The organism is Lichenicola sp. (assembly GCF_965198575.1).
In the GTDB taxonomy this organism is placed as follows: Bacteria; Pseudomonadota; Alphaproteobacteria; order Acetobacterales; family Acetobacteraceae; genus Lichenicola.
Window position 1 is genome coordinate 1078639 of sequence record NZ_OZ240671.1, and the last position, 25973, is coordinate 1104611.

The 25973-nt window shown below is 67.4% G+C and carries 26 protein-coding genes and 1 pseudogene; 6 read left to right on the plus strand and 21 right to left on the minus strand.

The genetic code is table 11. The features are described from left to right. Positions 1–16: 16 nt before the first annotated feature. From ACOEQ2_RS05150 to ACOEQ2_RS05160, 3 genes are all read right to left on the minus strand, one after another. Positions 17–1561: an aldehyde dehydrogenase family protein gene (locus ACOEQ2_RS05150; RefSeq protein WP_419730311.1), complete on the minus strand. Its 1545-nt coding sequence runs from the start codon at positions 1559–1561 to the stop codon at positions 17–19. A gap of 47 nt (positions 1562–1608) precedes the next feature. After that, positions 1609–2700 carry a saccharopine dehydrogenase C-terminal domain-containing protein gene (locus ACOEQ2_RS05155; protein ID WP_419730312.1) on the minus strand — a complete coding sequence of 364 codons (1092 nt, stop codon included), beginning with the start codon at positions 2698–2700 and terminating at the stop codon, positions 1609–1611. 155 nt (positions 2701–2855) lie between these two features. Next, positions 2856–2978, minus strand: a complete 123-nt coding sequence (locus tag ACOEQ2_RS05160) for a hypothetical protein (RefSeq protein WP_419730313.1) — start codon at positions 2976–2978, stop codon at positions 2856–2858. A 171-nt stretch (positions 2979–3149) separates the two neighbouring features. Here ACOEQ2_RS05160 and ACOEQ2_RS05165 point away from each other — a divergent pair, with 171 nt between their 5' ends. Then, on the plus strand, positions 3150–5834 hold the full coding sequence (locus ACOEQ2_RS05165; protein ID WP_419730314.1) for a response regulator: 2685 nt from the start codon (positions 3150–3152) through the stop codon (positions 5832–5834). Between the two features lie 36 nt (positions 5835–5870). Here ACOEQ2_RS05165 and ACOEQ2_RS05170 read toward each other — a convergent pair whose 3' ends face one another. Beyond that, a complete protein-coding gene (locus ACOEQ2_RS05170; protein WP_419730315.1) occupies positions 5871–6413 on the minus strand; it encodes a GNAT family N-acetyltransferase in 543 nt (180 codons plus the stop codon). An 86-nt stretch (positions 6414–6499) separates the two neighbouring features. Continuing rightward, positions 6500–7170: pseudogene (locus tag ACOEQ2_RS05175) on the minus strand (IS5 family transposase); the annotation flags it as partial. A 238-nt stretch (positions 7171–7408) separates the two neighbouring features. Here ACOEQ2_RS05175 and ACOEQ2_RS05180 point away from each other — a divergent pair. Next, positions 7409–7675 carry a hypothetical protein gene (locus tag ACOEQ2_RS05180; RefSeq protein WP_419730316.1) on the plus strand — a complete coding sequence of 89 codons (267 nt, stop codon included), beginning with the start codon at positions 7409–7411 and terminating at the stop codon, positions 7673–7675. Positions 7676–7732: 57 nt separating this feature from the next. Here ACOEQ2_RS05180 and ACOEQ2_RS05185 read toward each other — a convergent pair whose 3' ends face one another. From ACOEQ2_RS05185 to hisB, 7 genes are all read right to left on the minus strand, one after another. Next, positions 7733–8128, minus strand: coding sequence for a histidine triad nucleotide-binding protein (locus ACOEQ2_RS05185; protein ID WP_419730317.1), 396 nt, complete (start codon positions 8126–8128; stop codon positions 7733–7735). Positions 8129–8132: 4 nt separating this feature from the next. After that, positions 8133–8528 (minus strand): phosphoribosyl-ATP diphosphatase, encoded by a 396-nt coding sequence (locus ACOEQ2_RS05190; RefSeq protein WP_419731140.1) that lies wholly within the window; start codon positions 8526–8528, stop codon positions 8133–8135. 137 nt (positions 8529–8665) lie between these two features. Next, entirely contained in the window at positions 8666–9448 is a 783-nt protein-coding gene (gene hisF, locus ACOEQ2_RS05195) for an imidazole glycerol phosphate synthase subunit HisF (RefSeq protein WP_419730318.1), read from the minus strand. Next, on the minus strand, positions 9449–10915 hold the full coding sequence (gene hisA, locus ACOEQ2_RS05200) for a 1-(5-phosphoribosyl)-5-[(5-phosphoribosylamino)methylideneamino]imidazole-4-carboxamide isomerase (protein ID WP_419730319.1): 1467 nt from the start codon (positions 10913–10915) through the stop codon (positions 9449–9451). Positions 10916–10917: 2 nt separating this feature from the next. Further along, a complete protein-coding gene (hisH, locus tag ACOEQ2_RS05205; protein ID WP_419730320.1) occupies positions 10918–11610 on the minus strand; it encodes an imidazole glycerol phosphate synthase subunit HisH in 693 nt (230 codons plus the stop codon). Continuing rightward, positions 11607–11996, minus strand: coding sequence for a hypothetical protein (locus ACOEQ2_RS05210; protein WP_419730321.1), 390 nt, complete (start codon positions 11994–11996; stop codon positions 11607–11609). Before ACOEQ2_RS05210 ends, hisH begins: the two co-directional genes overlap by 4 nt. Then, positions 11993–12634, minus strand: a complete 642-nt coding sequence (gene hisB / locus ACOEQ2_RS05215; RefSeq protein WP_419730322.1) for an imidazoleglycerol-phosphate dehydratase HisB — start codon at positions 12632–12634, stop codon at positions 11993–11995. The genes ACOEQ2_RS05210 and hisB overlap by 4 nt, the downstream gene beginning before the upstream one ends. A gap of 123 nt (positions 12635–12757) precedes the next feature. Between hisB and ACOEQ2_RS05220 the strand changes: the two genes are divergently transcribed. The 4 genes from ACOEQ2_RS05220 (at position 12758) to ACOEQ2_RS05235 (ending at position 15118) form a co-directional block, all read left to right on the plus strand. Continuing rightward, positions 12758–13192, plus strand: a complete 435-nt coding sequence (locus ACOEQ2_RS05220; protein WP_419730323.1) for a hypothetical protein — start codon at positions 12758–12760, stop codon at positions 13190–13192. A 72-nt stretch (positions 13193–13264) separates the two neighbouring features. Then, a complete protein-coding gene (locus ACOEQ2_RS05225) occupies positions 13265–13816 on the plus strand; it encodes a glutathione peroxidase (RefSeq protein ID WP_419730324.1) in 552 nt (183 codons plus the stop codon). A gap of 87 nt (positions 13817–13903) precedes the next feature. After that, positions 13904–14473, plus strand: coding sequence for a hypothetical protein (locus tag ACOEQ2_RS05230; RefSeq protein WP_419730325.1), 570 nt, complete (start codon positions 13904–13906; stop codon positions 14471–14473). 72 nt (positions 14474–14545) lie between these two features. Further along, positions 14546–15118 (plus strand): nitroreductase family protein, encoded by a 573-nt coding sequence (locus ACOEQ2_RS05235; RefSeq protein ID WP_419730326.1) that lies wholly within the window; start codon positions 14546–14548, stop codon positions 15116–15118. On the opposite strand, the gene ACOEQ2_RS05240 is transcribed toward ACOEQ2_RS05235, so the two are convergent. The 9 genes from ACOEQ2_RS05240 to ACOEQ2_RS05280 form a co-directional block, all read right to left on the minus strand. Then, the gene (locus ACOEQ2_RS05240; protein ID WP_419730327.1) at positions 15119–15475 is read right to left on the minus strand and encodes a hypothetical protein; all 357 of its coding nucleotides are present in this window, start codon (positions 15473–15475) and stop codon (positions 15119–15121) included. It lies immediately after the preceding gene. A gap of 115 nt (positions 15476–15590) precedes the next feature. Further along, a complete protein-coding gene (locus ACOEQ2_RS05245; protein WP_419730328.1) occupies positions 15591–15989 on the minus strand; it encodes a host attachment protein in 399 nt (132 codons plus the stop codon). A 114-nt stretch (positions 15990–16103) separates the two neighbouring features. Further along, on the minus strand, positions 16104–16928 hold the full coding sequence (locus tag ACOEQ2_RS05250) for a class I SAM-dependent methyltransferase (RefSeq protein ID WP_419730329.1): 825 nt from the start codon (positions 16926–16928) through the stop codon (positions 16104–16106). A gap of 261 nt (positions 16929–17189) precedes the next feature. Next, positions 17190–18761 (minus strand): methyl-accepting chemotaxis protein, encoded by a 1572-nt coding sequence (locus ACOEQ2_RS05255; RefSeq protein WP_419730330.1) that lies wholly within the window; start codon positions 18759–18761, stop codon positions 17190–17192. 211 nt (positions 18762–18972) lie between these two features. Then, positions 18973–20955: a TonB-dependent receptor plug domain-containing protein gene (locus ACOEQ2_RS05260; RefSeq protein WP_419730331.1), complete on the minus strand. Its 1983-nt coding sequence runs from the start codon at positions 20953–20955 to the stop codon at positions 18973–18975. 22 nt (positions 20956–20977) lie between these two features. After that, on the minus strand, positions 20978–21673 hold the full coding sequence (locus ACOEQ2_RS05265) for a hypothetical protein (RefSeq protein ID WP_419730332.1): 696 nt from the start codon (positions 21671–21673) through the stop codon (positions 20978–20980). Between the two features lie 354 nt (positions 21674–22027). Further along, positions 22028–23119, minus strand: coding sequence for an NADH:flavin oxidoreductase/NADH oxidase (locus ACOEQ2_RS05270; protein WP_419730333.1), 1092 nt, complete (start codon positions 23117–23119; stop codon positions 22028–22030). Between the two features lie 29 nt (positions 23120–23148). Then, on the minus strand, positions 23149–24975 hold the full coding sequence (locus ACOEQ2_RS05275; RefSeq protein WP_419731141.1) for an ABC transporter ATP-binding protein: 1827 nt from the start codon (positions 24973–24975) through the stop codon (positions 23149–23151). 201 nt (positions 24976–25176) lie between these two features. Continuing rightward, positions 25177–25797: an HD-GYP domain-containing protein gene (locus ACOEQ2_RS05280; RefSeq protein ID WP_419730334.1), complete on the minus strand. Its 621-nt coding sequence runs from the start codon at positions 25795–25797 to the stop codon at positions 25177–25179. Positions 25798–25973 lie beyond the last annotated feature (176 nt).

Sequence of the window (25973 nt, forward strand, 5' to 3'; positions counted from 1 at the left end):
CCCGGGCTGGCGATGCTCAGACGTCGAACACGACACCCTGCGCCAACGGCAGCGCGTTGCCATGATTGATCGTGTTGGTGGCGCGGCGCATGTACGCGCGCCAGCTGTCGGAGCCGGACTCGCGACCGCCGCCGGTGTCCTTCTCGCCTCCGAAGGCGCCACCGATCTCCGCACCGGAGGGCCCGATATTGACGTTGGCGATGCCGCAATCCGATCCCTCGACGGACAGGAACCGCTCGGCTTCGTGCAGGTCGCGGGTGAAGATCGACGAGGACAGGCCGGCCGCGACGTCGTTCTGCAGGCCGATTGCTTCCTCGACGGTGTGGTAGCGCATCACATAGAGAATTGGCGCAAAGGTCTCGCGCTGCATGACCGCCGGCTGCACCGTCTCGGCGGTGAACTCGACCAGCGCCGGGCGGACATAGAACGCATCCTCGCCCGCCATCTCGACGCGCTCGCCGCCGGTCACCACGCCGCCAGCCGCGCGCGCCTCGTCGAGGGCTGCCTGCATGCCCTCGAACGCGGCGCGGTCGATCAGCGGTCCGACCAGCACGCCGGGCGCGCGCGGATCGCCGACCCGCACCGAGCCGTACGCGGATTTGAGACGCGCCGTGAACGCCTCGTACACATTCTCCTGCACGAACAGCCGACGCAACGTGGTGCAGCGCTGTCCGGCCGTGCCCATTGCCGCAAACGCGACGCCGCGCAACGCCAGGTCGAGGTCGGCGGTGTGCGAGACGATCGCCGCGTTGTTGCCGCCGAGCTCCAGGATCTGCCGGGCGAACCGTGCCGCGAGCTTAGGTGCCACCTTGCGACCCATCGCCGTCGAGCCGGTCGCCGATACCAGGGCGACCCGCCGGTGCTCGACCAGCGCCTCGCCGACACCCTGCCCGCCGATCAGCAGCGTCGACAGGTCGGCCGGCGCCTCGGCTCCGAACCGCAGGCGGGCGCGCTCGAACAGCGCCTGCACGGCCACCGCGGTGAGTGGGGTCTTTTCCGACGGCTTCCACACCACGCTGTTGCCGCACACCAGCGCCAGCGCCGCGTTCCAGGCCCAGACGGCCACAGGGAAATTGAATGCCGAGATGATGCCGACCACGCCGACCGGGTGCCAGGTCTCCATCATCCGGTGCATCGGCCGCTCGGTGGCGATGGTCAGGCCGTACAGCTGCCGCGACAGCCCGACCGCGAAGTCGCAGATGTCGATCATCTCCTGGACCTCGCCCAGGCCCTCCGACGTCACCTTGCCGGCCTCGAGCGTCACCAGCCGGCCGAGCTCGTCCTTGGCCGCGCGCAGCTCCTCGCCGAGCAGCCTGACCAGCTCGCCGCGACGCGGTGCCGGCACACCCCGCCAGGCCAGGAAGGCAGCGTGCGAACGCTCGATGGCGGCGGCGGCGGCGGCGCGATCGGTCTCGACCAGGCGGGCGGTTTCCCCGCCGGTCAGCGGCGAGCGTGCCACCAGGGTGCCGCCCGCGAGCCGCGCCGGATCGACGCCGAAGCCGGTCAGCAGGCGGGTCACCTCGGCAGCAACGGCCTGGGTGGTCTGGTCGGATGCGGTCATGCGGATGGTTCCTGGTCGAAGTCGGGCGGCACGTGTCGCGGGCAGGTTCAGGCCACGTGGTGTGGCTGCTGGTAGTTGCGCCCGAAGCGGTTGGCCAGGAAGTCCGGCAGCGCGATCTCCTCCTGCAGCACCAGGCCGCGGTTGGCGAGCTTACCCTCCGCCAGCATGTCGAGCACCGTGCAGATGCCGGACGCGGTGGTGATCTGGATGGCGCTGCGGGTCACGCCGCCGATCTCGGCCGAGCGGATGTGGTTGGCGTAGCTCTCCTGCATCAGCCGGCCGCCACGCTGCCCGGTCACCGTCACGAACACGATCACCACGTCCTGCATGGTGATCGGGATCGAGGTCTCCAGGATGTCCTTGAGCAGCTTGCGGCGGTGGCGCAGCCCGAGATCGTTCAGCAGCGTGCGCATGATCGCCGCGTGGCCGGGATAGCGGATGGTGCGGTAGTTGAGGTTCTGCACCTTGCCGGCGAGCGTGTCGCAGAGCGAGCCCAGGCCGCCCGAGGTGTTGAACGCCTCGTAGGTGATGCCGTCGAGGGCGAAATGCTCGAGATCGTCGAGCGGCGTGGTCGAGCGCAGCACGCCATCGACGATCGCCTCGCACGGCTCGCAGTACTCGTTGATGACGCCGTCGGTGCTCCAGGTCAGGTTGTAGCCGAGCGAGTTCGACGGGAACTGCGGCAAGGCGCCCACCCGCATGCGGACGTCGGCCAGGCTGTCGAAACGCAGCGTCAGGTCGTGCGCCACGATGGTGATGAAGCCGGGCGCCAGGCCGCATTGCGGCACGAACGCGGTCGCCGAATTCTCGGCAAGCCCGCGCACCACGCGGGTGCTGGCGACGTCCTCGGTGAGGTCAAGATAATGCGCGCCGGCGACCTTGGCAGCGCTGGCGATCCTGGTGGTGAGCTGGAACGGCCCGGCATTCAGCACCGCGAACTTGCCGCGCAACGCCTCGGTCAGCGCGGTCTCGTCGGCGATGTCGATCTGGTGGCGCTCGATCGGATGGCTGGTGACGAGCTTGGCAAGATGGTCGGCGTCGCGATCGAGCACCGTCACCGCGTAGCTGCCGCAGGCCGACAACAGCTCGGCGATCATCGTCCCGATCTTGCCGGCCCCGATGATGGCGATATTCTGCATGTGCCGACCCCCTGGCGATTCACGTGACGCGGTTATCGTTGACTGAAGCGGCGGCGGCGAGGCACCAAACGGCGAACGCGAGGCGCCGACTACGGCGAAATGACGGGTTTCCCGGCGAAACGCAGGCGCTCACCGGACAGCCGACGAATTCCCGGCTAGCGCGCGTTCGCCTGCGACTGCGACTGGGTGTCCCCGCATGGGTCGGAGAGCGCGACCGTCACGCCCATGCCGGCGCCGAAAGCCACCAGCAGGCCGATCGTCAGGGCAAGGCGGCGCATGGTCATGCTCCTCTGGGATCGGCTTCCCATAACGATACCGTAACGACATCGGCGGGGCGAGTCGTGTTACTGCCCGGTAGGCAGATCATCGCGGGCACGCCGGCTGTTGCCCGGCGCGGGATTTTCTCCGAATGATGGTCCGTGGACACTTCAGCCCGAACCGGATCCGTCATGCACGCGTCGAACGATGTCTCGCATGACGGGACCGAAACCGACTTCCTGGCCGGCGGCGGCGATGCCGGGATGCTGCTGCGGGCGATGGACTGGTCCAGATCCTCGCTCGGCGAGCCGGCAGGGTGGCCCGAGAGCCTGAAGGCCGCGATCAGCCTGCTGCTGCCGTCGCGCGCGCAGATCTGCCTGTTCTGGGGCCCCGAGCTGGTCGCGTTCTACAACGACGCCTACACCCCATCGATCGGCGCCAACCATCCGGCAGCGCTCGGCCGTCCGGCGCGCGAGGGCTGGTCGGCGCTGTGGGACATGCTGGAGCCGCTGCTGGAAGGCGTGCGGCAGACCGGAACGCCGCTCGAGCAGGGCGGCTACCTGTTCCCACAGGATCGGCACGGCTTCATCGAGGACACCTTCTTCGACATCTCGTACAACCCGATCCGCGGCGCCGGGGGCCAGGTCGAGGGCGTGTTCTGCATCGTCAGCGACCAGACCCGGCGGATCACCGACGAGCGCCGGCTGAACACGCTGCGGGTGCTGTCGCTCAGGCACGGCGTCGAGACCGCCGAGGAGGCGGCCCGCAGCTTCGTGGGCGTGCTCCCGGGCGGCGAGCAGTCGGACACCCCGTATGCGCTGGTGTATCTGCGCCGGCAGGACGGCACCCTGTGGCTGGCGGCGACGCATGGCGGCATCGTCGATGCCGGGCTCGGCGTCATCCCGCCCGATGCGGAGAGCGGCGAGGACGAGAGGGCGCGCGCGCTGGTACGGGTCGATCGCACCGGCCAGGTGGAGACGCTGCTGCGCCGGTTCGTGATCGATCCTCCCGCCGCCGCCGCCGAGCGGGTGGTGCTTTTGGCGCTGCATGCGGGTCGCGATCCGGCCGGTGTTCTGGTGCTGGCCAAGAACCGTCGGGTGCGGCCGACCGACGATTACCGCCGCTACTCCGAGCTGCTGGCCGCCCAGCTCTCGGCATCGCTTTCGACCGCCCGCGTGCTCGCCGAGGAGCGTCACCGCTCCGCCTCGTTGAAACAGCAGGTGGCGGCCGCCATCGCCGAGCGCGCGGAGGCCGAGGCGCAACTCCGGCAGTCGCAGAAGATGGAGGCGATCGGCAAGCTGACCGGCGGCGTCGCGCATGATTTCAACAACCTGCTGCAGGTGATCGGCGGCAACCTGCAGCTGCTGGCCCGCGACCTGGTCGGCAACGAGCGCGCGACACGGCGGATCGGCAACGCGCTTGAGGGTGTGGCTCGCGGCGCCAAGCTGTCGAACCAGCTGCTGGCGTTCAGCCGCCGGCAGCCGCTGGAACCCAAGGTGGTCAATGTCGGCCACCTGATCGCCGGCCTCGACGACATGCTGCGGCGGTCGCTCGGCGAACGCGTCGAGATCGCCACGCGGATGGCGGACGGGCTGTGGAACACCCTGATCGACCCGGCGCAGATGGAGAACGCGCTGCTCAACCTGGCGATCAACGCGCGGGACGCGATGGACAACCATGGCACCCTCGTCATCGAGGCGGCCAATGCGCAGCTCGACGCGCAGTACGCCGACCGGCACAGCGAAATCGAGCCCGGCGACTACGTGATGGTCGCGGTCACCGACACCGGCACCGGCATGACGCCCGAGATCGTCGAGCAGGTGTTCGAGCCGTTCTTCTCGACCAAGCCGGAGGGCAAGGGCACCGGGCTCGGGCTGTCGATGGTGTACGGCTTCGTCAAGCAGTCCGGCGGCCACATCAAGATCTACAGCGAACCGGGGCACGGCACGACGGTGCGGCTCTATCTGCCGCGCACCCGCGATGCCGAGGACCGTGTCGAGGAGACCGCCGCGGGGCCGGTGCAGGGTGGCACCGAGACCATCCTGGTCGCCGAGGATCATGACGGCGTGCGCGAGACGGTGATCGCGATGCTGGCCGAGCTGGGCTACCGCGTGTTGAAGGCACGCGATGGCGAGGGCGCGTTGACCGTGCTGGAGAGCGGCGTGCCGGTGGACCTGCTGTTCACCGACGTGGTGATGCCGGGGGCGATGCGTGGTCCGGAACTGGCGGCCCGGGCGCGCCAGCTGCTGCCTCGCCTCGCGGTGCTGTTCACGTCGGGCTACACCGAGAACGCGATCGTGCATGGCGGCCGGCTCGATGCGGGCGTGGAATTGCTGTCCAAGCCGTACACACGCGAAGCCCTGGCACGGAAGCTGCGGCAGGTCTTGCCGTCGCCCCAGGGGTCGGAGTCGCAGGGTTCGGAGTCACAGGGCTCGGAGCACCAGCGTCCGGAGCCACACGCGGCGACACCCGCCGGCGCCTCGCCCCGCCCGGCCGAGACGGCGTTGCGGCTGCTGCTGGTCGAGGATGACACGCTGATCCGCGAAAACACCGCCGAGCTGCTGGCCGGCCGCGGGCATACGGTGGTGCAGGCGGCGAGTGCCGAGCTCGCACTGGCGACCCTGGAGACCACGACGATCGACGTGCTGGTCACCGACCTCGGCCTGCCCGGGATCAATGGAGTGGACCTGGCCAGGCGCGCGGCGGCCCGGCAGCCCAAGCTCGGCCTGGTGTTCGCGACGGGCGCGGAGACCGCGACGGACAGCCTGACCGGAGCGGTGGCGCACGCAGTGACCGTGCGCAAGCCGTACGACGAGATCGAGCTCACGCGTGCGATTCAGGCAGCGCTACGGGCGGCAGCAGCGGGCTCTCCGTGATCGGAGGGACGCCGTGACGTCCGACGAGCCGGGTCATCAGGCTTTCGCCCACTCCCGGCGTAGCAGCGCACACCCGATCTCGTCGTACCAATCCTCTCCCAACCTTCGGCTCTCGATTGAACGCGTCTCCAGCCGCATCCCCAGCCTGGTCATCAGCCTGAACGATTCTGCATTATCGACCAGGCAGCCTGAGGTCACCCGGTGCAGCCGACGGTCGGCGAAGCACCAGTCGAGCAATGCCCGCGCCGCCTCAGTTGCTATTCCCAGTCCGCGCTTCCGGGGATGCAGCCACCACCCCATGTCGCCTTCCGGCTGCCCCGGGTGCAGGAACACGCCGACCTCACCGACAATTCCGTCATCGAGCTTTTCCTTTTCCCTGATCCCCAGCATTCGCCATCCGGTCGCCGCTTCCAGAAGTTCCTCTTGTGCTTGCAGGAACGCTCGGGCTTCTTCTTTCTCGATTGCGCCCATTCGCTGCGCAGCTAGCGCCGTCGGCTCGTTTCGGTATGCCAAATATGCGGGCAGATCTGCTGCGCCTGGGGTCTGCAGCACGAGCCGCTCTGTCTCGATGTAGATCACGTCTTTTCAAATCCGCACATGCCGAAGCCCTTGTGATGCAGACGAACACCGCGGGCCTTTGATCTGACTCTGCCAGAGCCTGCCCCATCGCACGCAGCGGCGGGACGGAGCACCCGCATGAAGAATCTGCACGGTTTTGCCCGGCGGTTTGCAACTGCACGCCACTCTTCCAGTCGAGCCCATGGTCGCTCGACCTGGTTGCGCTTGGTGTAGAACCAGGACGGGCAGGACAGCACCTCCTCGTTTCGACGAGGTTCGGATAACCGGGCGCGCACCCAGGCGCCGTATGTGCTTGCAACAGGCATGGCTGCTGCACCTTGGTCCGCAACCACCCACCCTGTCGCGCCGGGGAGCTTGTCCGGCAACGGCATGGCCCAAGGTAGCTCGTGGTGCTGGCCCGGCGACATGACGGAGGCGACTGCCCTGCCGGTGGCGTCAGTAGTCACCCAAGCTTTGATGCCGAAGCGGCTTTGAGACTGGCCCACTGCCTCACCTTCATCTCGTTGCGCTGGCGTGTCCGCGGTCCCGTCGCTCCTGCGGCCTTCTCATGGGAGCGGATGTTGATTCCGTAGAGGAACATAATGCCCAGCTTCACACCTGGTCTCTGCGCCAGGATCAGGAGCCGCTCCCAGACGGCGAGCCTGTACCACCGGATGAACGTCTGGACGGCCTTCCGCCACGGCACCAAAGCCTTCAGCAACGCACGCCAAATCACTCCATTCTGGAGACTCCGCACTGGCCTGTACGCCTCGATCAACGGCTCAAGCGCCGCTCAATGCTTCCCCGTCGGTTTCCAGGCCGCATTCCGGGAGACGGCATAATGCTCGACGGCGCCGAGCAGATTCAGGCACGAACAGTCCCTAGGGACAAAACTCAATCGGGTCTGCAATCGACCCATTGCCGACTGCACTCATATAGGTGAAACATTAGCCCGAGACATACATCCGCCACGTTGCGGCAAAACCGTGGATGCAGAGATTACCTGGGACCTCGTCATGTCGGAAGACATGGGTTTTATTGAGGGCTCTTACCGTCTTGCCGGCGGAGAGTGGCAGATAGTGACAGCCTTCAAAAGAGAGGGTGTCACAGAAGCAGAAATCCGAGACGGACTTACCTGGGAGAGCGGCGTAACTGGCATGAACGTCATCTTCCCAGTTGATGCAACGATCAACGGCACAGTCCTGCTCAATATGATGTCTGAGCATTTAGCTATTGAAACCTGGAGAGAGGTGCGAGGACCAGACTCAATCGTCTTGCGATAGATCGACCAATGACCGCTAACCACCAAACCCGGCTGTCCGGCTGATTGGGTTTTGACCCTAGTCCACTCCTGCCGCTTCCGGCACCAGCATCGGCCCCAACGGTCCGCCGCCGAACAGGTGCACGTGCAGATGCGGTACTTCCTGGCCACCATGCGCGCCCATGTTGGACAACAACCTGTAGCCCGGCTCCTCGAGACCGAGCTGGCGCGCAACACGGCCGACGGCGCGGATGAAGCCGGCGATCTCGGCCTCCGGCGCGCCCTCTGAGAAGTCGGCGAACGACACCCACGCGCCCTTCGGGATCACCAGCACATGCACCGGCGCGCGCGGCGCGATGTCGTGGAAGGCGAGCGCGTACTCGTCCTCGTACACTGTCGCGCAGGGGATCTCGCCGCGCAGGATGCGGGCGAAGATGTTCTGCGTGTCATAGACCCCGAGCCCGCTCACCGGCATGACGCTACTCTCCCTCTCCACGCGGCGCCGGAAGTGCCGTCCGCCGCGACGCCTTCTCGGCGATCCCGCTGGTGCCCTCGCGCCGCTCCAGCTCCGACCACACCTCGCTCGGGTTCACACCGGCATCCACCCACAGCACGATCAGGTGGTAGAGCACGTCGGCACTCTCGCCGATCAGCTTGGAGCTGTTGCCCGCGACCGCCTCGATCAGGCACTCGACCGCCTCCTCGCCGAACTTCTGCGCGACCTTCGCCGTGCCGCGCGACAGCAGCCGGGCCGAATGGCTGATGTTCGGATCGGCATTGCGCCGCGACGTCACCACCTCGAACAGCCGGTCCAGCACGCCGGCATTGGCGCCCGCCATGTCGACCGCGGCGGCGCGCCCCGCTTCCCGGAGCACGGCTTTGCGGAGGATGCCCTTCTTCGGCACGCTCTTCTTGACCGCGGCCGGCTTGGCGACGGCCTTGCGCGAGGCGGCTGGTTTTTCGCGTGGCAGCACCTTCTTGGTGGTCTTGCCGGCGCGCTTCGGGAGTTTGGTCAAACCGGCATGTCCTGGCTGGAAGCGGGTGGTCGGACGGGCAGGCCGGCGTCACGCAGCGCCTGTTTGACCTGGCCGATGGAGAGCCTGCCGAAATGGAACACGCTGGCGGCGAGCAGTCCGGATGCGCCCGCCTCGGCGCCCTCGACGAAATGCCCGGGCTCGCCGACGCCGCCGGACGCCACCACCGGCACCGGAACTGCGTCACACACCGCCCGCAGCAGCGCCAGGTCGAAGCCCTGGCCGGTGCCGTCGCGGTCCATGCTGGTCAGCAGGATCTCGCCGGCGCCGCTCGCTGCGACCCGCCGGCACCAGGCGATCGCGTCCATGCCGGTGCCGGTGCGGCCGCCATGGGTGAACACCTGCCAGCCGCCATGGCCGTCGGCGCGCGCATCGACTGCCACCACCACGCACTGGCTGCCGAACTTCGCCGCCGCCTCCGATACCAGCTCGGGTCGCGCAACGGCCGCGGAGTTCATGCTGCATTTGTCGGCGCCGGCGAGCAGCAGCCGGCGCATGTCCTCGGTGGAACGCACGCCGCCACCCACGGTCAGCGGCAGGAAGATCCGCGCGGCGGTGCGGCTGACCACGTCCAGGATGGTGTCGCGCTGCTCGTGGCTGGCGGTGATGTCGAGGAAGGTCAGCTCGTCGGCGCCGGCCGCGTCGTACACCGCCGCCTGCTCCACCGGATCGCCGGCATCGCGCAGGCTGACGAAGTTGACGCCCTTCACGACCCGCCCGTCCTTGACGTCGAGGCACGGGATCACCCGCAGCTTGAGCATTCAGGGCTGCTCCGGATGACGCGGTTCGGGCATGCCCAGCACCTCCAGCGCCTCGCGTGGCTCGATCCGGCCGTCATACAGCGCCCGCCCGACGATCACGCCCTCGATGCCGGTGAAATGCACCGACGCCGCACGCAACGCCTGCAGATGCTCGATCCGGCCGACGCCGCCGCTCGCCACCACCGGCGTCGACAGCCTGGCCGACAAGGCGCAGGTCTGCTCGATGTCGAGCCCGGTCAGCATGCCGTCGCGGGCGATCTCGGTGAAGATGATGGCGGCCACCCCGGCATCCTGCATCCGCACGCCGAGCTCGATCGCCGAGAGGTCCGACACTTCCGCCCAGCCCTCGGTCGCGACGCGGCCATCGCGCGCATCGATACCGCAGACGATGCGACCGGGGAACGCGCGGGCCGCCTGGCGCACCAGCTCGGGGTTCTTGACCGAGGCGCTGCCCAGGATGACGCGGGCGATGCCGGCCGACAGCCAGCGCTCGATCGCCGCCATGTCGCGGATGCCGCCGCCGAGCTGCACCGGCACGTCGGCATTCTCGATGATCGCCTCGATCGCCTCCGCATTGACCGAGTGGCCGGCGAACGCGCCGTTGAGGTCGACCACGTGCAGCCAGCGGCACCCGGCCGCCACCCAGGCCCGCGCCTGCGCGCCGGGATCGTCGGAATAGACCGTGGCGTCGTCCATCTCGCCGCGACGCAGCCTGACGCAGGCGCCGTCCTTGAGGTCGATCGCGGGATACAAGGTGAGCGGGCGGGGGATCGGCACGTGCTTGTCGGCTTTCGGTCTGTTCCGGGACTTGGTGTGCGCCCTGGTTTGCGCCCGGGTCGGGGGCAGCGCCGGCACCTGCTCGGGCTTCGCCACCACCGGCGTCTCCAGCGGCGGCAAAGGTGCCTCCTGCAGCAGCTTGGTGAAGAAGTAGCCGCCGACTGTCTCGCCGCCGACCCGTGCGTAATGCGGATGCGTGCCCCAATGGTGGTAGCCGAGGCTCTGGTACAGCGCGATCGCCGCGCTCTGGGTCTCGCGCACGTCCAGGTTCAGCACCTGGTAGCCGAGGGCGCGTGCCGCCTCCTCCACCGCCTCGGTCATCAGCCGGGCCAGGCCGTGGCCGCGCGCATAGGGGGCGATGAAGCTGTGCATGAGGGTGGCGGCCATCGCCTGCGCCTCGTTGTTGCGGGCCGGGCGCAGCAGCTGGGTGGCGCCGACGATGCTGCCATCCAGCCTGCCGACGAACAGCGCCCGCTCCGGCACCAGCAGGATGCCGCGGAAATACTGCTCCAGCACACGTCTGCCGGGAGATGTCACCCAGCCGAAGCCGCCGCCATCCAGGATCGCCGCGTTGGTCGCCTCGCACAGCGCCTGCATGTCGTCGTCGCTGAGCGTCGACACCCGGTCCGCCGACAGTGTGCGCTCCCCCGGAAGGCCGGGCCGCTTCGGCGTGTGCTCGTCGCCCTGCATGGTCAGGCGCGCCCGGCCGGGTGGCCCGGATCCCAGCGCAGGAAATTGGCCAGGATGCGCAGGCCGACGCGCTGGCTCTTCTCGACGTGGAACTGCGTCCCGGCACGGTTGCCACGCGCCACCAGGGCCGGCACGTCGCCGCCATATCGGGTGATGGCGACCAGATCCGCCGGATCGAAGCCGGACAGCGCGTACGAGTGCACGAAATAGCCGTGGTCGCCGTGCTTGAGACCCTCGGTGAGCGGATGGCCGCCCGGCGTGAACACCAGCTCGTTCCAGCCCATCTGCGGCAGCCGCAGGCCGGGCACCAGCATCGGCGCGATCTCGCCCTGGATCCAGCCGAGGCCGGGCGTCTCGCCGTGCTCGAGCCCGCGTTCGGCCATCAGCTGCATGCCGATGCAGATGCCGAGGAACGGGACGCCGGCCGCTGTCGCATCCTCGAGTGCCGCACGCAGGCCCGAAACCGCGGAGAGCCCGCGCGCGCAGTCGGCAAACGCGCCCTGCCCCGGCAACACGATCCGGTCGGCGTCGCGCACCCAGGCCGGGTCGGACGTGACCCGCACCTCGACCGCGATCCCGGCGCGATCAGCGGCCTCCTGCAGCGCACGCGACGCGGATGCCAGGTTGCCGCCCTGGTAATCGATGACGGCGACCCGGCCGCCGAAACTCCGCCTGGCCTGGGATGTCCCGCTCATGACGCGGCAGCAGGCGATCCGACCAGGTCCGGGCGCAGATCGAGCAGTCGCAGCAACGCCGCGCCCTGGTCGGGGCCGGCCACGATCGGGCCCGCCACGTAGCCGGCGCGGCCCAGTTCCCACCGCCGCCAGTCATTCGCGAACAGGGCCACCACCAGGTGCAGCCCAGGAAGCAGCACCCACGCTTCGGGAACGACACGCATCAGCAACCCGATCAGCACAGCCGCAAGGCCAGCCAGCATCGCCACCAGCCAGCTGCCCGGCCGCAGCAGCACGACCCAGCTGAACACCAGGCCAGACCAGGAGAAACCCTCCGGCACCAGCACCGGCGGCTGCTCCGGACGGGCCTGGTCGGGGATGGGGAAGTGCGTGCTGAAGAGCCTCACAGCACGCCCTTGGTCGAGGGGATCACGCCGGCGGTGCGCGGATCCGGCTCGGTCGCGGCGCGCAGGGCACGGGCGACGGCCTTGAAGCAGCCCTCGGCGATGTGATGGTTGTTGTGGCCGGCCTTCTGCGTCACGTGCAGCGACAGGCCGGCGTTCGACGAGAAGCCGCGGAAGAACTCCTCGAACAGCTCGGTGTCCATCTCGCCGATCTTGTCGCGGGGAAAGCGCACGTCCCACACCAGGAACGAGCGGCCGGAGATGTCGATCGCCGCCTCGACCAGCGCCTCGTCCATCGGCACCACCGCGTGGCCGTAGCGACGGATGCCGGCCTTGGTGCCGATCGCCTGGGTCAGCGCCTGGCCCAGCACGATGCCGATATCCTCCGTGGTGTGGTGGAAATCGACATGCAGGTCGCCGATCGCCCTGATCTCGAGATCGAACAGGGCGTGCCGGGCGAGGGCCGTCAACATGTGGTCGAGGAAGCCGATGCCGGTCTCGATCTGCGAGCGGCCGGTGCCGTCCAGCGACAGCGACAGCGCGATGTCGGTCTCGCCGGTGACGCGATGGACCGAGGCCTGCCGGCCAGTCTGCTGCACGCCGTGCGACGTGGTTTCCGGGTGGGTTTCTACGACGTCCATGACGCCATTCCCTACAGGATCGACCAGAGCGAGGCCACTCCCCGCGTGGAACGCGAGCCCTGCTGCGGCGTCTTGATCGGTGGTCGGTGAGGACATCGCACCCCCTGGCATGAGGACACCCCGATGATCCGGACTCTCCGCGCGAGCCTCTGTGCCGCTGCCCTCGGCGCGCCGCTCCTACTGGCCGCCTGCGCCACGCAACAGGAACGCGTGGCCGACAAGGAGGACAAGCTCGCCGCTGCCGGGTTCGTGGCCCGTCCGGCCGACACCCCTGCCCGCCAGGCGATGCTGCAGAAGCTGCCGCCCGACAAGTTCGTGATGCGGCCGGCTGGCGGAAACTACATCTATCTCTATTCCGACCCGCTGGTGTGCGGCTGCCTCTATGTCGGGTCGGCGCAGGCGTACTCGACGTACAAGCAGGAGATGTTCCAGCAGCAGCTGGCCAACCAGCAGCAGTTGACGGCTGAGATGTACAGCGATCCGAGCTGGAGTTTCGGTGCCTGGGGTGGCCCATGGGGTCCGGGCTTCGGCGCCGGATTCGGTCCGGGGTTCTACTAGTCAGGCGACCCGCGCTTGCAGGTCGAGCCCGGGCGCGCCACCTTCCGGCCCTCATTGCATGGAGGCACGACCTTGGCCGAACTCAGCGACATCGCGTTGCAGCGCATCGACGGAACCACCGAAACGCTGGCCGACTATGCCGGCAAGGTTGTCCTGGTGGTGAATGTCGCCTCCAAGTGCGGGCTGACGCCACAATATGAGTCGCTCGAGCGCGCCTACAGCGCACACAAGGCGGATGGGCTGGTGGTGCTGGGATTCCCCTGCAACCAGTTCCGCGGCCAGGAGCCCGGCACCGAGGCCGAGATCCAGGAATTCTGCAGCACCACCTACGGTGTCGATTTCCCCCTGTTCGCCAAGATCGAGGTCAACGGTCCGGAGCGTCATCCGCTCTACGCTGCGCTGCTCGGGGCGGCCCCGAAGGCGCAGGAGAAGCCCGACGGCACCATGCGCGAACGACTGGCCAAGCATGGCGTCGAGTCCAGTGACGGCGACATCCTGTGGAATTTCGAGAAGTTCCTGGTCGGCCGCGACGGTCGCGTGATCGGCCGGTTTGCCCCCGACGTGACGGTCGAGGAATCGCCGCTGCGGGACAGCCTCGACGCTGCACTCGCCCACGCCGGATAGGCTGCGCGCAGCAGGGGCAAGTTTCGGCTTGCCTCCTGGTTGCGAGCGGTTCTGAATGCGGGCTCTCGATCTGGGGCAGGCATCCGCATGAACCGATCCAGTGGCACTGGTGACAATGTGGCCAAGGACGAATTCAGTGGTGCCGAACTGCCTCTCCGGGTGGCGGCGATGGCAGAGGGTGAGCGGGTCGCGATCAGGCTGCTCCGCCGGATCCTCGCACCGCGTGGCACAAGCCCGGCGAACTTCCACGACATCCCCGCCATGGATCACGCAGCGCTGCTGATCCAGAAGGCGGTCGACCCCGGTCCGGTGCTCGCCTCCCGGCCGATCGACGTGGCGATGCCCGGGGACGAAGCGGTGACCCCGGATGAACGTGTGCTGCTGAGCGCCCTGGCGGCGGCGCAGCATGCCGAGGATCCACTGCTGGACCAGGCGGTATCGCGGCTGATGCCGGCGCGCGAGATGCGGGGGGCGCTGGCCGAGGCACTGCGGGTATTTGCACGGGTGCTCACCATGTCGGGCCGGTCGCTCGCCAGTCCTCGTATTCTGAAGCCGGGCGTGCTCGCCTGGTCGTTGCCGGCGGCGGCGCTGACGGTGGCCCGGTTGCACGGTCATGACCTGGGGCATGTCGAGATCGCCTGGCCGCCGCGGGACTGACATCCGTCCGCCCGTCCTGGGCCCGCACCGCCTGGACCTGCTGTCTCCACCGCCCAGATCCGGGAGCCCCGCATGCGAGCGATCGACGCCCTGCTTGACCGTGTATCCACCTCGTCGTTGCAGGATCCGGCGCCGGACGGGCCTGTGCTGGAGCGCATTCTCGAGGCCGGACTGCGCGCTCCCGACCACGGGCGGTTGGCACCGTGGCGCTACGTGCTGATCCGGGGCCAGGCCCGTATCGTGTTGGCGGATATTGTCGCCAAGGCCCTGCAGTATCGTGATCCCGACGTGACGCCGCCGATGATCGAGAAGCAGCGGGGGAAGTTCCTGCGCGCGCCGCTGATCATCGGGCTTGGGGCGCACCTGCGGCCGGACCACAAGGTGCCGGAGATCGAGCAACTGATGTCGGTGGCGGCCGGCGCGATGAACCTGTTGAATGCGATTCACGCCGAGGGCTTCGGGGCGATCTGGGTGACCGGCGCAAATTCATATGATGGTCACGTGCAGGCTGCCCTCGGTTTCGAGCCGCCCCATTCACTCGCTGGCTTCCTGTTCGTCGGCACGCCACGTGAGCCGGTGACGCCGGCGCGACGGCCGGCGCTCTCTGATCATGTCATCGAGTGGACCGGTGCCCCAGTTCGATGATCAGGCCACCACGAGCGTCCAGCTGCCGTTGACCTTCTTGAACTGCAATTGGGCGGTGTTGGTGCCCTTCTTGGTGACCGCGGTCACGACGCAGGCATAGACGCCGTTATCTTTGGCCGTGCAGTCGGCACCGGTCACGCTGAAATCATTCACGTCATACGGTCCGCTGAACAAGCCCAGGGTGCTGTTGGAGGTCTGCTGGTTGGCCGCCTGCATGCGGGTCTGGATCACCTGCTGGATGTCCGCCTTGGTCGGAGCGTCAGCCTGGCCGCACGCAGCGATCAGCAACGGCAACGCCAGAGCCATTCCACTACGACGGGTGAGAGCGACCGAAATCGACGACAAGCTCAAGATCATGAACCTCCGGATGGTGGGGCGATCGATCCGATCGCCGAACGAAATCAGGAACGAGGCGGCTGCGGTTCGGTTCGCCCGCCACCGCCTCGTATGTGCCTCACAGCGGCCGGAGCGATCAGGCGAAGTGTGACGCCAGATCGTGATCCGAGATGTTCGTCAGGTCCTTGCTGAGGGAGGTCTTCAGCGCGGCGGTTGCCGCCTTGTTCAGCTCCTCGCGGATGTCGTGCAGGACATGCGCCGACGCTGCGAGCACCAACTCGTCGACCTGGCCGGTGCGAACCGCCTCGTTCAGACGGGCAGCGACCTGTTTGGCGAAGTGCTGCTTGGCCTGGTCGTGCGGATCGGCCTTCGGCGCCTTGAGCTGGCTGGTGCCGGCACTCGGATCGATGTCGGTATCGCCATGACCGCTATTGTCGAAATGCTGCAGCGTGCGCATGGCACCGCCCTCCAGCGTGAGGATGCGAGCCTTGCCACCGTCGGCCACCACATACCAGGTCGTCACGTCCTTGCTCATACTCACCAGTCCCTCGAGTTGCGCGGGCCAAACGCCGGGCAGCCCGCGTCGTTCGCCAGTCGCTGACGCATGGCGGCCGCGCGCGTGACCCGATCACGGCAGGATGGGACGAGATCAGCTTCCGACCTTCCGGAACTTGAGCACGAAGTTGTCGGCCTCTCCGATCGCCTGGTACTTGGCGCGGTCGGTCTGGCCCATCGCCAGCACCGGCGGCAGGGTCCACACCCCCTTCGGCCAGTCGGCGGTGTCGCGCGGGTTGGCGTCGATCTCAGATGACCCGACCAGCTTGAACCCGGCCTTCTCGACCAGCGCCGTCGCGTAATCCTGCCGCACATAGCCGCTTGCCGCGGTCGGATCCTGCGGGGTCCGGGTGTTGGCGCGGTGGTCCTCGATGCCCAGGATGCCGCCCGGCTTCAGAGCTTGCCGGATCGCCGCGAGCATCTCGGGCGCGTCACCCTGGTTCATCCAGTTATGCAGGTTGCGGAACGTGAGCACGACGTCGGCGCTGCCGGGGGGCGCCAGGTCAGGATGGTGGGACGCCAGGATGGTCGGCTTGACGTTGCCGTACACGGCGGGGTCGGAGGCCAGCATCTGGTGGAACTTCGGCGACATCGCGAAACCCGCTTCCGCCTCGTCGCTGCTGCTCGGGTCGCCCATCGCGACGTAGTAGGTGCCGTGGTCATGCAGATAGGGTGCAAGGATCTGCGTCCAGTAGCCGCCGCCGGGCCAGATCTCGACCACCGTCGACGCGGGCTTTACGCCGAAGAACGCGAGCTCCTCGGCCGGGTGCCGACTCGCGTCCCGGGCGACGAATTTCGGAGTGCGCGTGGGCGCCTGCAACGCCGCCTGCAGCGCAGGCTCGACCGCAAGCGCCGGCGCTGCGGTTGCGATGCCGGACAGCAGCGCCATCGTGAACCCGACCAGCATGGTGTGACGCATGAGCTTCTCCAGGATGAACCGATCGTCGGCGCGACCGTGCCAGCGCCATCATTGCGCGGGGCCAATGAGGCTTCATTGCACCTGCGGCTCCTGCGCGACAATGACGGCTGAATGAGAATGCTGTCATCCGGGGGGCAACGCCAGCAGCTTCGGCAAACGCCATTCGAGCCGCCGGCGAGGTGCCGGGTACAGTCGAGCCGTGTGCCACCGCCCTTCCCGGACGCCGCCGGTACGCATCCACCGGGCCCCGGGGCGACCGGGTCAGCTCGCCCTGACTTCCTTGACGAAGGAATCGACTCTCAGGGTGAGGTCGTTGGCTTGGACGGTGAGCTTGCGGGCTGAGTTGAGCACCCGGTCGGCAGAGCGCCCGGTATCGTTCACCGCGACGCTGACCTCAGCCATGGTCTGCGTGACGTCATGCGTGCTCAACGCCATTTCCTGCACGTTGCGGGCGATATCCGCCGTCGCGTCACTCTGTTGACCGACCGAGTTGGCAATCGAGACCGACGTGGCACTGCTCTCCTGGATTGTGCCGGTGATGCTGCGCAGGGCGGCGACGGCACCATCGGTGGCTGCGCGGATCTGGATGATCTGCGCGGTCACTTCGGCCGTTGCGCCACTGGTCTGCTGGGCCAACGTCTTGACCTCGGCTGCCACGACCGCGAACCCGAGGCCGGCCTCTCCGGCCCGCGCGGCCTCGATCGTTGCGTTCAGGGCGAGCAGGTTGGTGCGAGTGGCGATGCCGGAGATGAGCTCGACGACCTCACCGATGCGCACCGCCGCCTGGGTCAGCGACTGTACGCTCTTGTCGGTTCGACGGGCTTCCTCGACTGCCTGGTCGCTGGCCTTTCTCGAGGCACTGACCTGGCGTCCGATATCGCGGCTGGACGCGGCGAGTTGTTCCACCGCGGCGGCGACCGCCTGGGTACCGGTGCTCGACGTGGCAGCCGAGGTGGCAACGTCGCTGGCACGCCGGTTCGTTCGATCGGCGGCGACGCTCATGCCCTGGGCGACTTCCTGCATCTCGCCGGCTGCCAGGACGACATCGCGGACGATGCTGCCGATACTGCTCTCGAAATTATCGGCCATTCGCGCCAGGCCCGCACGGCGATCGATCTCGCTGGCGCGTGCCTGTTGCTCCTGCTCGCTCTTCAGCGCGCCGACATTGAGCAGATTGTCACGGAACACCGAAAGGGCGAGAACGATCGCGCCGAGTTCGTCGCGGCGTTTCAGCTGGTCGAGCTCGGTTGCGGTATCACCGCCCGCCAGGCGCGAGGTCGCTTCGGCGATGGTGCGCACGGATTTCAAGGTCGTCCAGATCAGCAGGCCGGTGACCAAAAGCACGGCCAGCAACGCGGCGACCGCAGTGGTCGTGAAGACATGCTTGGAATGCTCGCCCCGCTTCCGGGCGGTGTCCGCCGCGATCTGCGCCATATGGGTCTGCTCCTTGACGAGGCCGTCGAGGCCGTCGATGAGAAGCCGGTAGTTGCTGTCGAAAGGGCTGAGGAACGAGACGCTCGACGCGAAATCGATGTCGAGCATCTGGTCCACCCAGTCGATCGCGCCACGATACTTTACGATACCGGCGATCAACTCCTCGACGTGAGGTTTCTGAGCAACGGTGGCGTGCCTCGATTCCCAAGCCTTGAGATTGGCAGCGGCCTTATCGATGGCCGGAAGCAGCTGCTTCAGCGCGGCCGTCGCATCGAGTCCCTTGGTCTTGGCGGCGTTCAGGGTCAGAACGTGGAACAGCTCGCCGTTGATCGTCTGGACCTCGCTGGCAACCTGGCTGAGCTCCCGGGACGAGCTACCCGCATCCAGCATCATGTCCATGGTCGAGGCGCTGCCGTTCAGGCTTCGGCTCGCTATCAGCACGATCATGAACAGGGCAAGGAGCGTCATGACCGGCGCCAGCGACAGCTTGATGATGAACGGCCAGTCGGAAACCCGGAGAACACGCATCAGTATTTCGATCCTAGCGGTCAATCGTCATGCTACGGGCACAGACTGCCCGTAGAAGTTTAACGAAGTCTGAATTCTCGGCTCAAAAGCCGAAAGTCGCGGTAGCAAAGAAACGTCGCTCGACATACTCACCCGCGGACTCGATCTGCTGGGCCAAGTTGAACTGCTCGGCGGTACCCGCGACGGTCAGGTATTTCGTCACCTTGTAGCCGATCCGGGCATTTAGGCTGACATAGTCGCCGACAACCAGCGGCAGGGAGGCAGGAGTGCCGAAGGAGTAGTCCGTGTATGAGGACTGCCAGCGCCCCTGCATATCCATCTCGATCTTGCCGAGCGTATAGCCACCCCCCAGGACGACCTCGTGCTTTGGCGTTCCGTCAACGTAGTTCGTATAGGCATTGGCGTCGGCCGTCGCTCCGGCGGTCAGGTCCTGCGTGATCGAGGCATATCGGTAGCTGGCATTCCACCGGAAGCCGCCCTTGGTCTTGCCTTTCAGGCCGACCTCGAAGCCGATCTCGTTGCTTGAGCCGACATTATTGGACTCCGAGATGATCGAACCGTTCGAGAAGCTGAAGGGCGAATTGCCGGCAGGAGCTATCAGGTTGGTGTTGCGTTGAAAAAATACCGACGTGGACACGGTTGCGCCGATCAGAGCGATCGTCCGGTCATAGGCCAGTTCAGCGTTCCAGACCGCAGTCGGGTCAAGGCTCGGCGAGCCAGCCAGCAGGAGCGGTGGATTGTTCAACTGGATACCGAAGGCGATCAAGGAAGGGATCTGAAGCCCGCGTCCCGCAGTAAGGCGGATCGTGTCGACATCATTAGGCTTGTACACCAGGCCTGAGTTGAAACTTGGCGCGGTGATGGTGCGGTCGTTATAGGCGTCCAGTGTGCGTCCGGGAAGGGTGATGAGGTCGCCGGCATAGTCGAGCGTCAGGTAGTCGATTCTCGCAGCGTTCGTCATATCGAGCGTCGGAGAGATCTGCCAGTCCCACATCCCGTTCATGGCGTAGTTCGAGTATCCGACCGTGCCGCCATAGAGCTGTCCGCTGATGCTATTATTTCGATATTCGAGGCCAACACGGATAGTATTACTCGGATCCAGCTTCAGGAGATCGGTGAGCCTGACGATGTAGTCATTGTTGTCCGAGATCAGGCCGTAGTTGTTCAGGGACTGGTTGCGATAGAAGTCCAGGTCGAAGGTCCCTGCTCGGGTTACGTCGGCGCCACCGATCCGATAGAAGTTCACCTGGTTCTGCGCTTCGGAGAGCGATCCATCAGAGATGAACCGCAAGGTGTGCGCGTCCGTATAACCGCCGGATGCCCGCAGCTCGATGTTGGACGTAACCTGCCAGCGTCCATCGATATTGACGCTGGCGTAGCGGGGAGACGGTCCGACGACGCCTTCGCCTGGCTGGCTGAAATTGTTCGCTGTCCAGCCGCCGATGGAAACGCGCACACCAGCGGTCTTGCTGATATGCCAGGTTCCAACTGCGTCTCCGGCGCCGTAAGCCTGGGTTCCACCACGCGCGGTCGCCTTGTCCACGGTGTCCAGCACCGGATCGTAGGTGATGATGTTGATGACACCGCTTGCGGCGTTGAAGCCGAACAAGGCAGAGTTCGGGCCCTTCAGGACCTCGATCTGGCGGATCTCGTCGAGCTGTACCGGGATCAGGTTCCAGGCGACATAGCCCTGGTCGTCAAGATAGACTTGGCGGCCGTTCACCAGCACCAGCAGCCGCGGATTCAGGCCTGTATCATAGCCACGCACGCCGACCTGGGTGTCGCCGAAGCTGTACTGGCGGACGTCGATCCCGGGGATGAACTGCAGGATGTCCGGGATGTTGTCGGCACCCGAGTGGCGGATGTCGTCCTGGGTGATGATGGTCAGGTCGCCGGGAGCGTCCGACGCACGCTGTGGCTTGCCGGTGACCGACGTGGTGATCGGTTCGCCGAACATCTGTTCCATGGTGCTGTAGTCGACCGACTGCGCGCGGGCATATCCGACGCTCATCGACAGCATCGATACGCTGGCGAGGAGTGTTCTTACGTGGGAGCGTTTCAACATTTTCATAACGTCCTGTGTAAGATCAGATTTCGTGGATGAGCATGCGGAAGGCGGACTGGAACGACACACCGGTGGCCTGTGCGGCCGCGTGGTTGACGGTGATGTCGACCTTCGGATCGGACGACACCGACATCACGCAGGTGCCAGCTTGCACTTGCGATGCCTCCGCACTGATGCAGGGGATGTGATGCGCCTTCGCGGCCGCCATCACCTTGTCCGCACTCGCCGACTGCGCCAGGATCACCGCGATGTAGCCGCTGCCGTCTCCAAGCGTGCCGGCATCGACGGCCTTTGCGGTGACCGAGTTCGAGCCTTCGGCAAGACCGCCCGCAAACAGCCCGACGATCGCGTCGGCATCTGTCTTCGAGGCCGGGTTGCTCGCATCATAGGCGACTGCGACCACACCGCCCGATGGCGATGGATCCAGGAAGCCGATCGCCTTGGCGATGATCTGCGCATCCTTGGCCGACATCGTCGCTGCTGTTGCGGCGGGTGCGAGAAACGGCAGGAAAAGTATGACGGCCACGCTGGAAGCAATGCAGATGCTTCTCGTGCGGGACATCAGGGATTGGATCTTGGCCGGCATGTGCACTCCCGTTCGGAGACTTCCGGTCCCGATGTGAAACTGGCGTTCGCTGAATGATCTCCTAGCGTAACGAAGTAAACAGATCGTTAACGGAGAGAGTCTCGAATTTGCGGAGCAGACTGCTGCCGGCATGGCGCAATGCGCTGATAACTTTGCGGAAAGTCACAGTTGTCGGTTGCCGGTGCGCCACTTCGCGCGTCCCTGCCGGCCACGGCACCCGGCCGCGGCCATCGCATTGCATGCGCTGTCGGCAGGAATGTCACAGCGCCCACCGGCTTGCACCGATGCGATTGCGTCAGGCTGCAGGGACGCGTCGAGCGCCTTCGACACAGGCGTGCGACGCCGGCGGTTTCATCGCCGGGAGCGCGGTCGGCTCGCGGTGCCTGAGTGCTGGCCCAGGGCTTGCGAAGCCGCGCGTCGCGCTGTCGTCGGCAGCCCGCAATGCTGCCAGGTGTTTATCGTTCAGCGCTGTCCGAACGAGGCTGTCTAGAAGAGATCGGCGAGGCCGCGCGGCTGCGAGCGCCAGTACTGCTTCGGCGCACTTACGCGGGCCCCGAGCTTTGCCGCCGCGTGCCACGGCCAGCGCGGATCGTACAGCATCGCCCGGGCGAGCCCGATGGCGTCCGCCTGGCCGCCCGCGATGATCGCCTCGGCCTGGTCGGGCTCGGTGATCAGCCCGACGGCGATGGTGGGAAGCCCGGCCTCCGCCTTCACCCTGGCTGCGAACTGCACCTGGTAGCCGGGCCCGAGCGGGATCTCCTGGGCGGGCGAGACGCCGCCGCTGCTGACATGCATCGCCGCACAGCCGCGGCCCGCCAAGGCCTTCGACAATGCCACCGTGCCGTCTATATCCCAGCCGCCCGGCACCCAGTCGGTGGCGGACACACGCACCCAGACCGGGCGCCCCGCGGGGAATTCGGCACGCACGGCATCGAACACCTCGAGCGGGAAGCGCATCCGGTTTTCGAGGCTGCCGCCGTAGTCGTCGTCGCGGTGGTTGGCGAGCGGCGAGAGGAACTGGTGCAGCAGGTAACCGTGCGCCGCGTGCAGCTCGATGCCGTCGAGGCCGAGGCGGGCGGCGCGGCGCGCGGTGGCCACGAAATCCGATCGGATCCGATCGAGGCCGGCCCGATCGAGTGCTGTGGGCGCCACCTCGCCCGGGTTGTGCGGCACCGCGGACGGCGCCTCGGTCTGCCAGCCATCCGCCGCGTCGGGGCGGATCTGCGCACCACCGTCCCATGGCACGCGGCTCGATGCCTTGCGCCCGGCATGGTTGAGCTGGATCGCGAGCGGGATCGAGGAATAGCGGCGGACCGCCCCGAGCACGCGCGCGAGGGCCTGCTCGTTCGCATCGGAGTAGAGGCCGAGGTCGCCGGGCGAGATCCGCGCCTCGGGCGAGACGGCGGTGGCCTCGAGGATCAGCAGGCCGGCGCCGGACAAAGCCAGGTGGCCGAGATGGATCATGTGCCAGTCGCTCGCCGAGCCGGCCTCCGCGGAATACTGGCACATCGGCGCGATGATGATGCGGTTGGGCAGCTGCAACCCGCCCAGTGACAGCGGTTCGAACAGGCGGCTCATGCCAATCTCTCCATGACGCAGGTTCTCCATCATTCGGCGGCGAGGCCGAGGGCCTGGCGCTCGAACAGGCGGCGGTACAGGCCGTTATCGTTGGCGAGCAGCATGTGGTGCGAGCCGTCCTCGACCAGCCGGCCATGCTGGAACACCAGGATGCGGTCCAGTGCCACCACCGTCGACAGCCGGTGCGCGATGACGATCACGGTGCGCCCGACCATCAGCCGTTGCATCGCCTCCTGCACCAGCGCCTCGGACTCGGAATCCAGGCTCGAGGTCGCCTCGTCGAGGATCAGTACCCGCGAGCCTGCCAGGAAGGCGCGCGCGATGGCGATGCGCTGGCGCTCGCCGCCGGACAGCTTGACGCCGCGCTCGCCGACCAGCGTCGCGTAACCTTTCGGCAGCCGGGCGATGAAGCCGTCGGCGTTGGCCAGCGCCGCCGCCTCGGCGACTTCCTCCATGCTGGCACCGGGGCGTGCGTAGGCGATGTTCTCGGCCAGGCTGCGATGGAACAGCACCGGCTCCTGCGGCACGATGGCAATCTGCGCCCGCAGGCTCTCCTGCGACACCGACGCGATGTCCTGTCCGTCGATCAGGATGCGCCCGGAGGTCACGTCGTACAGCCGCTGCACCAGCTTGGTGAGCGTGGTCTTGCCGGAGCCGGACGGGCCGACGAGCGCCACCCGGCCGCCGGCGGGGATGTCGATCGACAAATGCTCGAACAGCGGCGTCGGCTGGCCGGCATAGTGGAAGCCGACGTTCTCGAAGCGGATCCCGCCCTCGTCGATGCGGATCGGAGGCGCCGCGGGCCGGTCCTGCACGCCGGCAGGCTCGCGATAGAGCGCCACCAGCTCCTCCATCTCGTTGACCGAGCGCTGCACCATGCTGATCTGTTGGCCGATGTCGCGGAGATAGCCCTGCACCAGGAACACCATGGTCAGCACGTAGGCGATGTCGCCGGCGCCGGCGCGGCCGTGCCACCAGAGCCACAGCACCGAGCCGACCATCAGGATGCGCAGGCTCACCAGACTCAGGTTCTGCGCGTTGCCGCTGTTGGTGCCGCGCAGCCAGGTGCGCCGGGTGCGCCGCGACCAGCGATCCAGCACGCGGTCGAGGCGGCCGTCCTCGCGGCTCTCGGCGCCGAACGCCTTGACCACGGCGTTGCAGGTGATCGCGTCCGCCAGCGCCGCACCCATGCGGGTGTCCCAGCTGTTGGCGAGCCGCGCGGACGGCGCCACGTAGTTCAGGGTGAGCAGCACCGACATCGTGCCGAAGGCGATCGAGGCGAGCCCCAGCAGCAGCCCCATCAGCGGCCAGCGCAGGCCCAGCACGATCGTGGTGCCGGCCAGCACGCACAGCTCGGGCAGCAGCATCAGCAGCAGCGTGTCGTTGAGGATGTCGACCGCCCACATGCCGCGGGTCAGCCTGCGTACCGTCGATCCGGCGAAGTGGTTGGCGTGCCAGTCGGTCGAGAAGCGCTGGATGCGGGCGAACCCGGTGCGGGCGATGCCGCTCATGATGTGGGTGGTGAGGTAGGTGATCGAGATGAAGGCGAGCCGGCGGCCGAGCACGCTGACCAGGCCGAGCAGGGTCAGCCCGCCCAGCATCAGCAGCGTGTCGTGACCGGCGGCGAGGGCGGCCGGACCGCGTGGCCCGAGGCTGCCGGGAAGCTGTGCCGGCAGATGGGTGACGTCGTTGACCAGCCGGCCGGCGAGCACCGGGGTCACCACGTCGGTGAGGGTGGCGATCACCATGCCGCCGCCGACCAGCAGCACCAGCCGCGGCGAGCCGGCCCAGCGCTGGAACAGGAACCGCAGCACGTCGATGAACACGCCGCGGCCGGTGCGCCTGGGCACCGCCATGGCAGCGTCGGGGGTCGTCGTCGCGGCCGCTTCGGGCGCGATTGCGGGGTCTGGCTCGGTGCTCACGTCGATCCTTCGGCTACGGCTCTGCGCACGGCCGCGATCGGAGCGTCAGCATCTAGGGCGGATCGGCCCGGCATGGAACCGGAACACGCGGCTGTGATGATTCTCCGGATGCCCGGGGCGGTCGGAATGCCGGCGTCAGGCCGGACGCAGGGCGGCGCGCAGGCCGAGCCGGAGCCGGTTGGCCAGTGCCGGCAGGTTGGATGCGGGTGCGGACGGGCGAGCCCGGCGACCGAGGCCGGCAGGCTCGCCCGGCTGCAGCGCGCCCGGCTGCTCACGGAGCCGGATCATGGCGGGCAGATCGTCGAGGAACACCCGTGTCAGCATCGGGTCGAAGCGCGCGCCGGCGTCGCGGCGCATGTGTTCGACGGCGCGCCCGAGCCGCCGGCCGGGTCCGCACGAGGGGGCCGACAGGGACGCGTCGAAACTCTCGGCAATGGCGACGATGCGGGCCCCGAGCGGGATCTGCTGCCCGACCAGACCGGCCGGATAGCCGCTGCCGTCCCAGCGCTCGTGCTGGCAGAGCGCCACCTCGGCCGCCAGCGCGACCAGCGGCGAGGCGCTGCCGGCAAGCAGGCGCGCGCCGATCCGGGGATGGGCCTGCATGATCCGGCGCTCTTCCTCGTCGAGCGGACCGGCCCGGTTCAGGATCGCGTCCGGAACCGCAAGCCGGCCGATATTGCACACCGGCATGATCGCCTGCAGCAGGTTCGCCTGGTCGGGTCCGGAGCCGGCCCGGGTGGCCAGCCGGTGCACCATGCGACCGACACCCGCGTGCGCCGGAGTGGATGAGAGGGCTCCCAGGCGGGCAATGGCGACTGCCTCGATCTCGTCGGCACTCCGGCGAGGCAGGGGCCGGCTGCCCCTGCGAACACGGGATTTCGATAACAAAACGAAAGCTGCGCGGGCGAGGCGGGAGGCTTGTTCGGGGAGCC

What these genes read in the sequence shown, in the direction of transcription:
- ACOEQ2_RS05250 (WP_419730329.1), bottom strand. Translation starts at nt 16,928, where the DNA reads ATGCGTCACACCATGCTGGTCGGGTTCACGATGGCGCTGCTGTCCGGC.
- ACOEQ2_RS05150 (WP_419730311.1), bottom strand. Translation starts at nt 1,561, where the DNA reads ATGACCGCATCCGACCAGACCACCCAGGCCGTTGCTGCCGAGGTGACC.
- ACOEQ2_RS05280 (WP_419730334.1), bottom strand. Translation starts at nt 25,797, where the DNA reads ATGGTGCACCGGCTGGCCACCCGGGCCGGCTCCGGACCCGACCAGGCG.
- ACOEQ2_RS05185 (WP_419730317.1), bottom strand. Translation starts at nt 8,128, where the DNA reads ATGCCGGTGAGCGGGCTCGGGGTCTATGACACGCAGAACATCTTCGCC.
- ACOEQ2_RS05270 (WP_419730333.1), bottom strand. Translation starts at nt 23,119, where the DNA reads ATGAGCCGCCTGTTCGAACCGCTGTCACTGGGCGGGTTGCAGCTGCCC.
- ACOEQ2_RS05230 (WP_419730325.1), top strand. Translation starts at nt 13,904, where the DNA reads ATGAACCGATCCAGTGGCACTGGTGACAATGTGGCCAAGGACGAATTC.
- ACOEQ2_RS05155 (WP_419730312.1), bottom strand. Translation starts at nt 2,700, where the DNA reads ATGCAGAATATCGCCATCATCGGGGCCGGCAAGATCGGGACGATGATC.
- ACOEQ2_RS05260 (WP_419730331.1), bottom strand. Translation starts at nt 20,955, where the DNA reads ATGTTGAAACGCTCCCACGTAAGAACACTCCTCGCCAGCGTATCGATG.
- ACOEQ2_RS05240 (WP_419730327.1), bottom strand. Translation starts at nt 15,475, where the DNA reads ATGATCTTGAGCTTGTCGTCGATTTCGGTCGCTCTCACCCGTCGTAGT.
- ACOEQ2_RS05165 (WP_419730314.1), top strand. Translation starts at nt 3,150, where the DNA reads ATGCACGCGTCGAACGATGTCTCGCATGACGGGACCGAAACCGACTTC.
- hisA (WP_419730319.1), bottom strand. Translation starts at nt 10,915, where the DNA reads ATGCAGGGCGACGAGCACACGCCGAAGCGGCCCGGCCTTCCGGGGGAG.
- ACOEQ2_RS05265 (WP_419730332.1), bottom strand. Translation starts at nt 21,673, where the DNA reads ATGCCGGCAGCAGTCTGCTCCGCAAATTCGAGACTCTCTCCGTTAACG.
- hisB (WP_419730322.1), bottom strand. Translation starts at nt 12,634, where the DNA reads ATGGACGTCGTAGAAACCCACCCGGAAACCACGTCGCACGGCGTGCAG.
- ACOEQ2_RS05235 (WP_419730326.1), top strand. Translation starts at nt 14,546, where the DNA reads ATGCGAGCGATCGACGCCCTGCTTGACCGTGTATCCACCTCGTCGTTG.
- ACOEQ2_RS05245 (WP_419730328.1), bottom strand. Translation starts at nt 15,989, where the DNA reads ATGAGCAAGGACGTGACGACCTGGTATGTGGTGGCCGACGGTGGCAAG.
- ACOEQ2_RS05160 (WP_419730313.1), bottom strand. Translation starts at nt 2,978, where the DNA reads ATGCGCCGCCTTGCCCTGACGATCGGCCTGCTGGTGGCTTTCGGCGCC.
- ACOEQ2_RS05180 (WP_419730316.1), top strand. Translation starts at nt 7,409, where the DNA reads ATGTCGGAAGACATGGGTTTTATTGAGGGCTCTTACCGTCTTGCCGGC.
- ACOEQ2_RS05220 (WP_419730323.1), top strand. Translation starts at nt 12,758, where the DNA reads ATGATCCGGACTCTCCGCGCGAGCCTCTGTGCCGCTGCCCTCGGCGCG.
- ACOEQ2_RS05255 (WP_419730330.1), bottom strand. Translation starts at nt 18,761, where the DNA reads ATGGACATGATGCTGGATGCGGGTAGCTCGTCCCGGGAGCTCAGCCAG.
- hisF (WP_419730318.1), bottom strand. Translation starts at nt 9,448, where the DNA reads ATGCTCAAGCTGCGGGTGATCCCGTGCCTCGACGTCAAGGACGGGCGG.
- hisH (WP_419730320.1), bottom strand. Translation starts at nt 11,610, where the DNA reads ATGAGCGGGACATCCCAGGCCAGGCGGAGTTTCGGCGGCCGGGTCGCC.
- ACOEQ2_RS05275 (WP_419731141.1), bottom strand. Translation starts at nt 24,975, where the DNA reads ATGGCGGTGCCCAGGCGCACCGGCCGCGGCGTGTTCATCGACGTGCTG.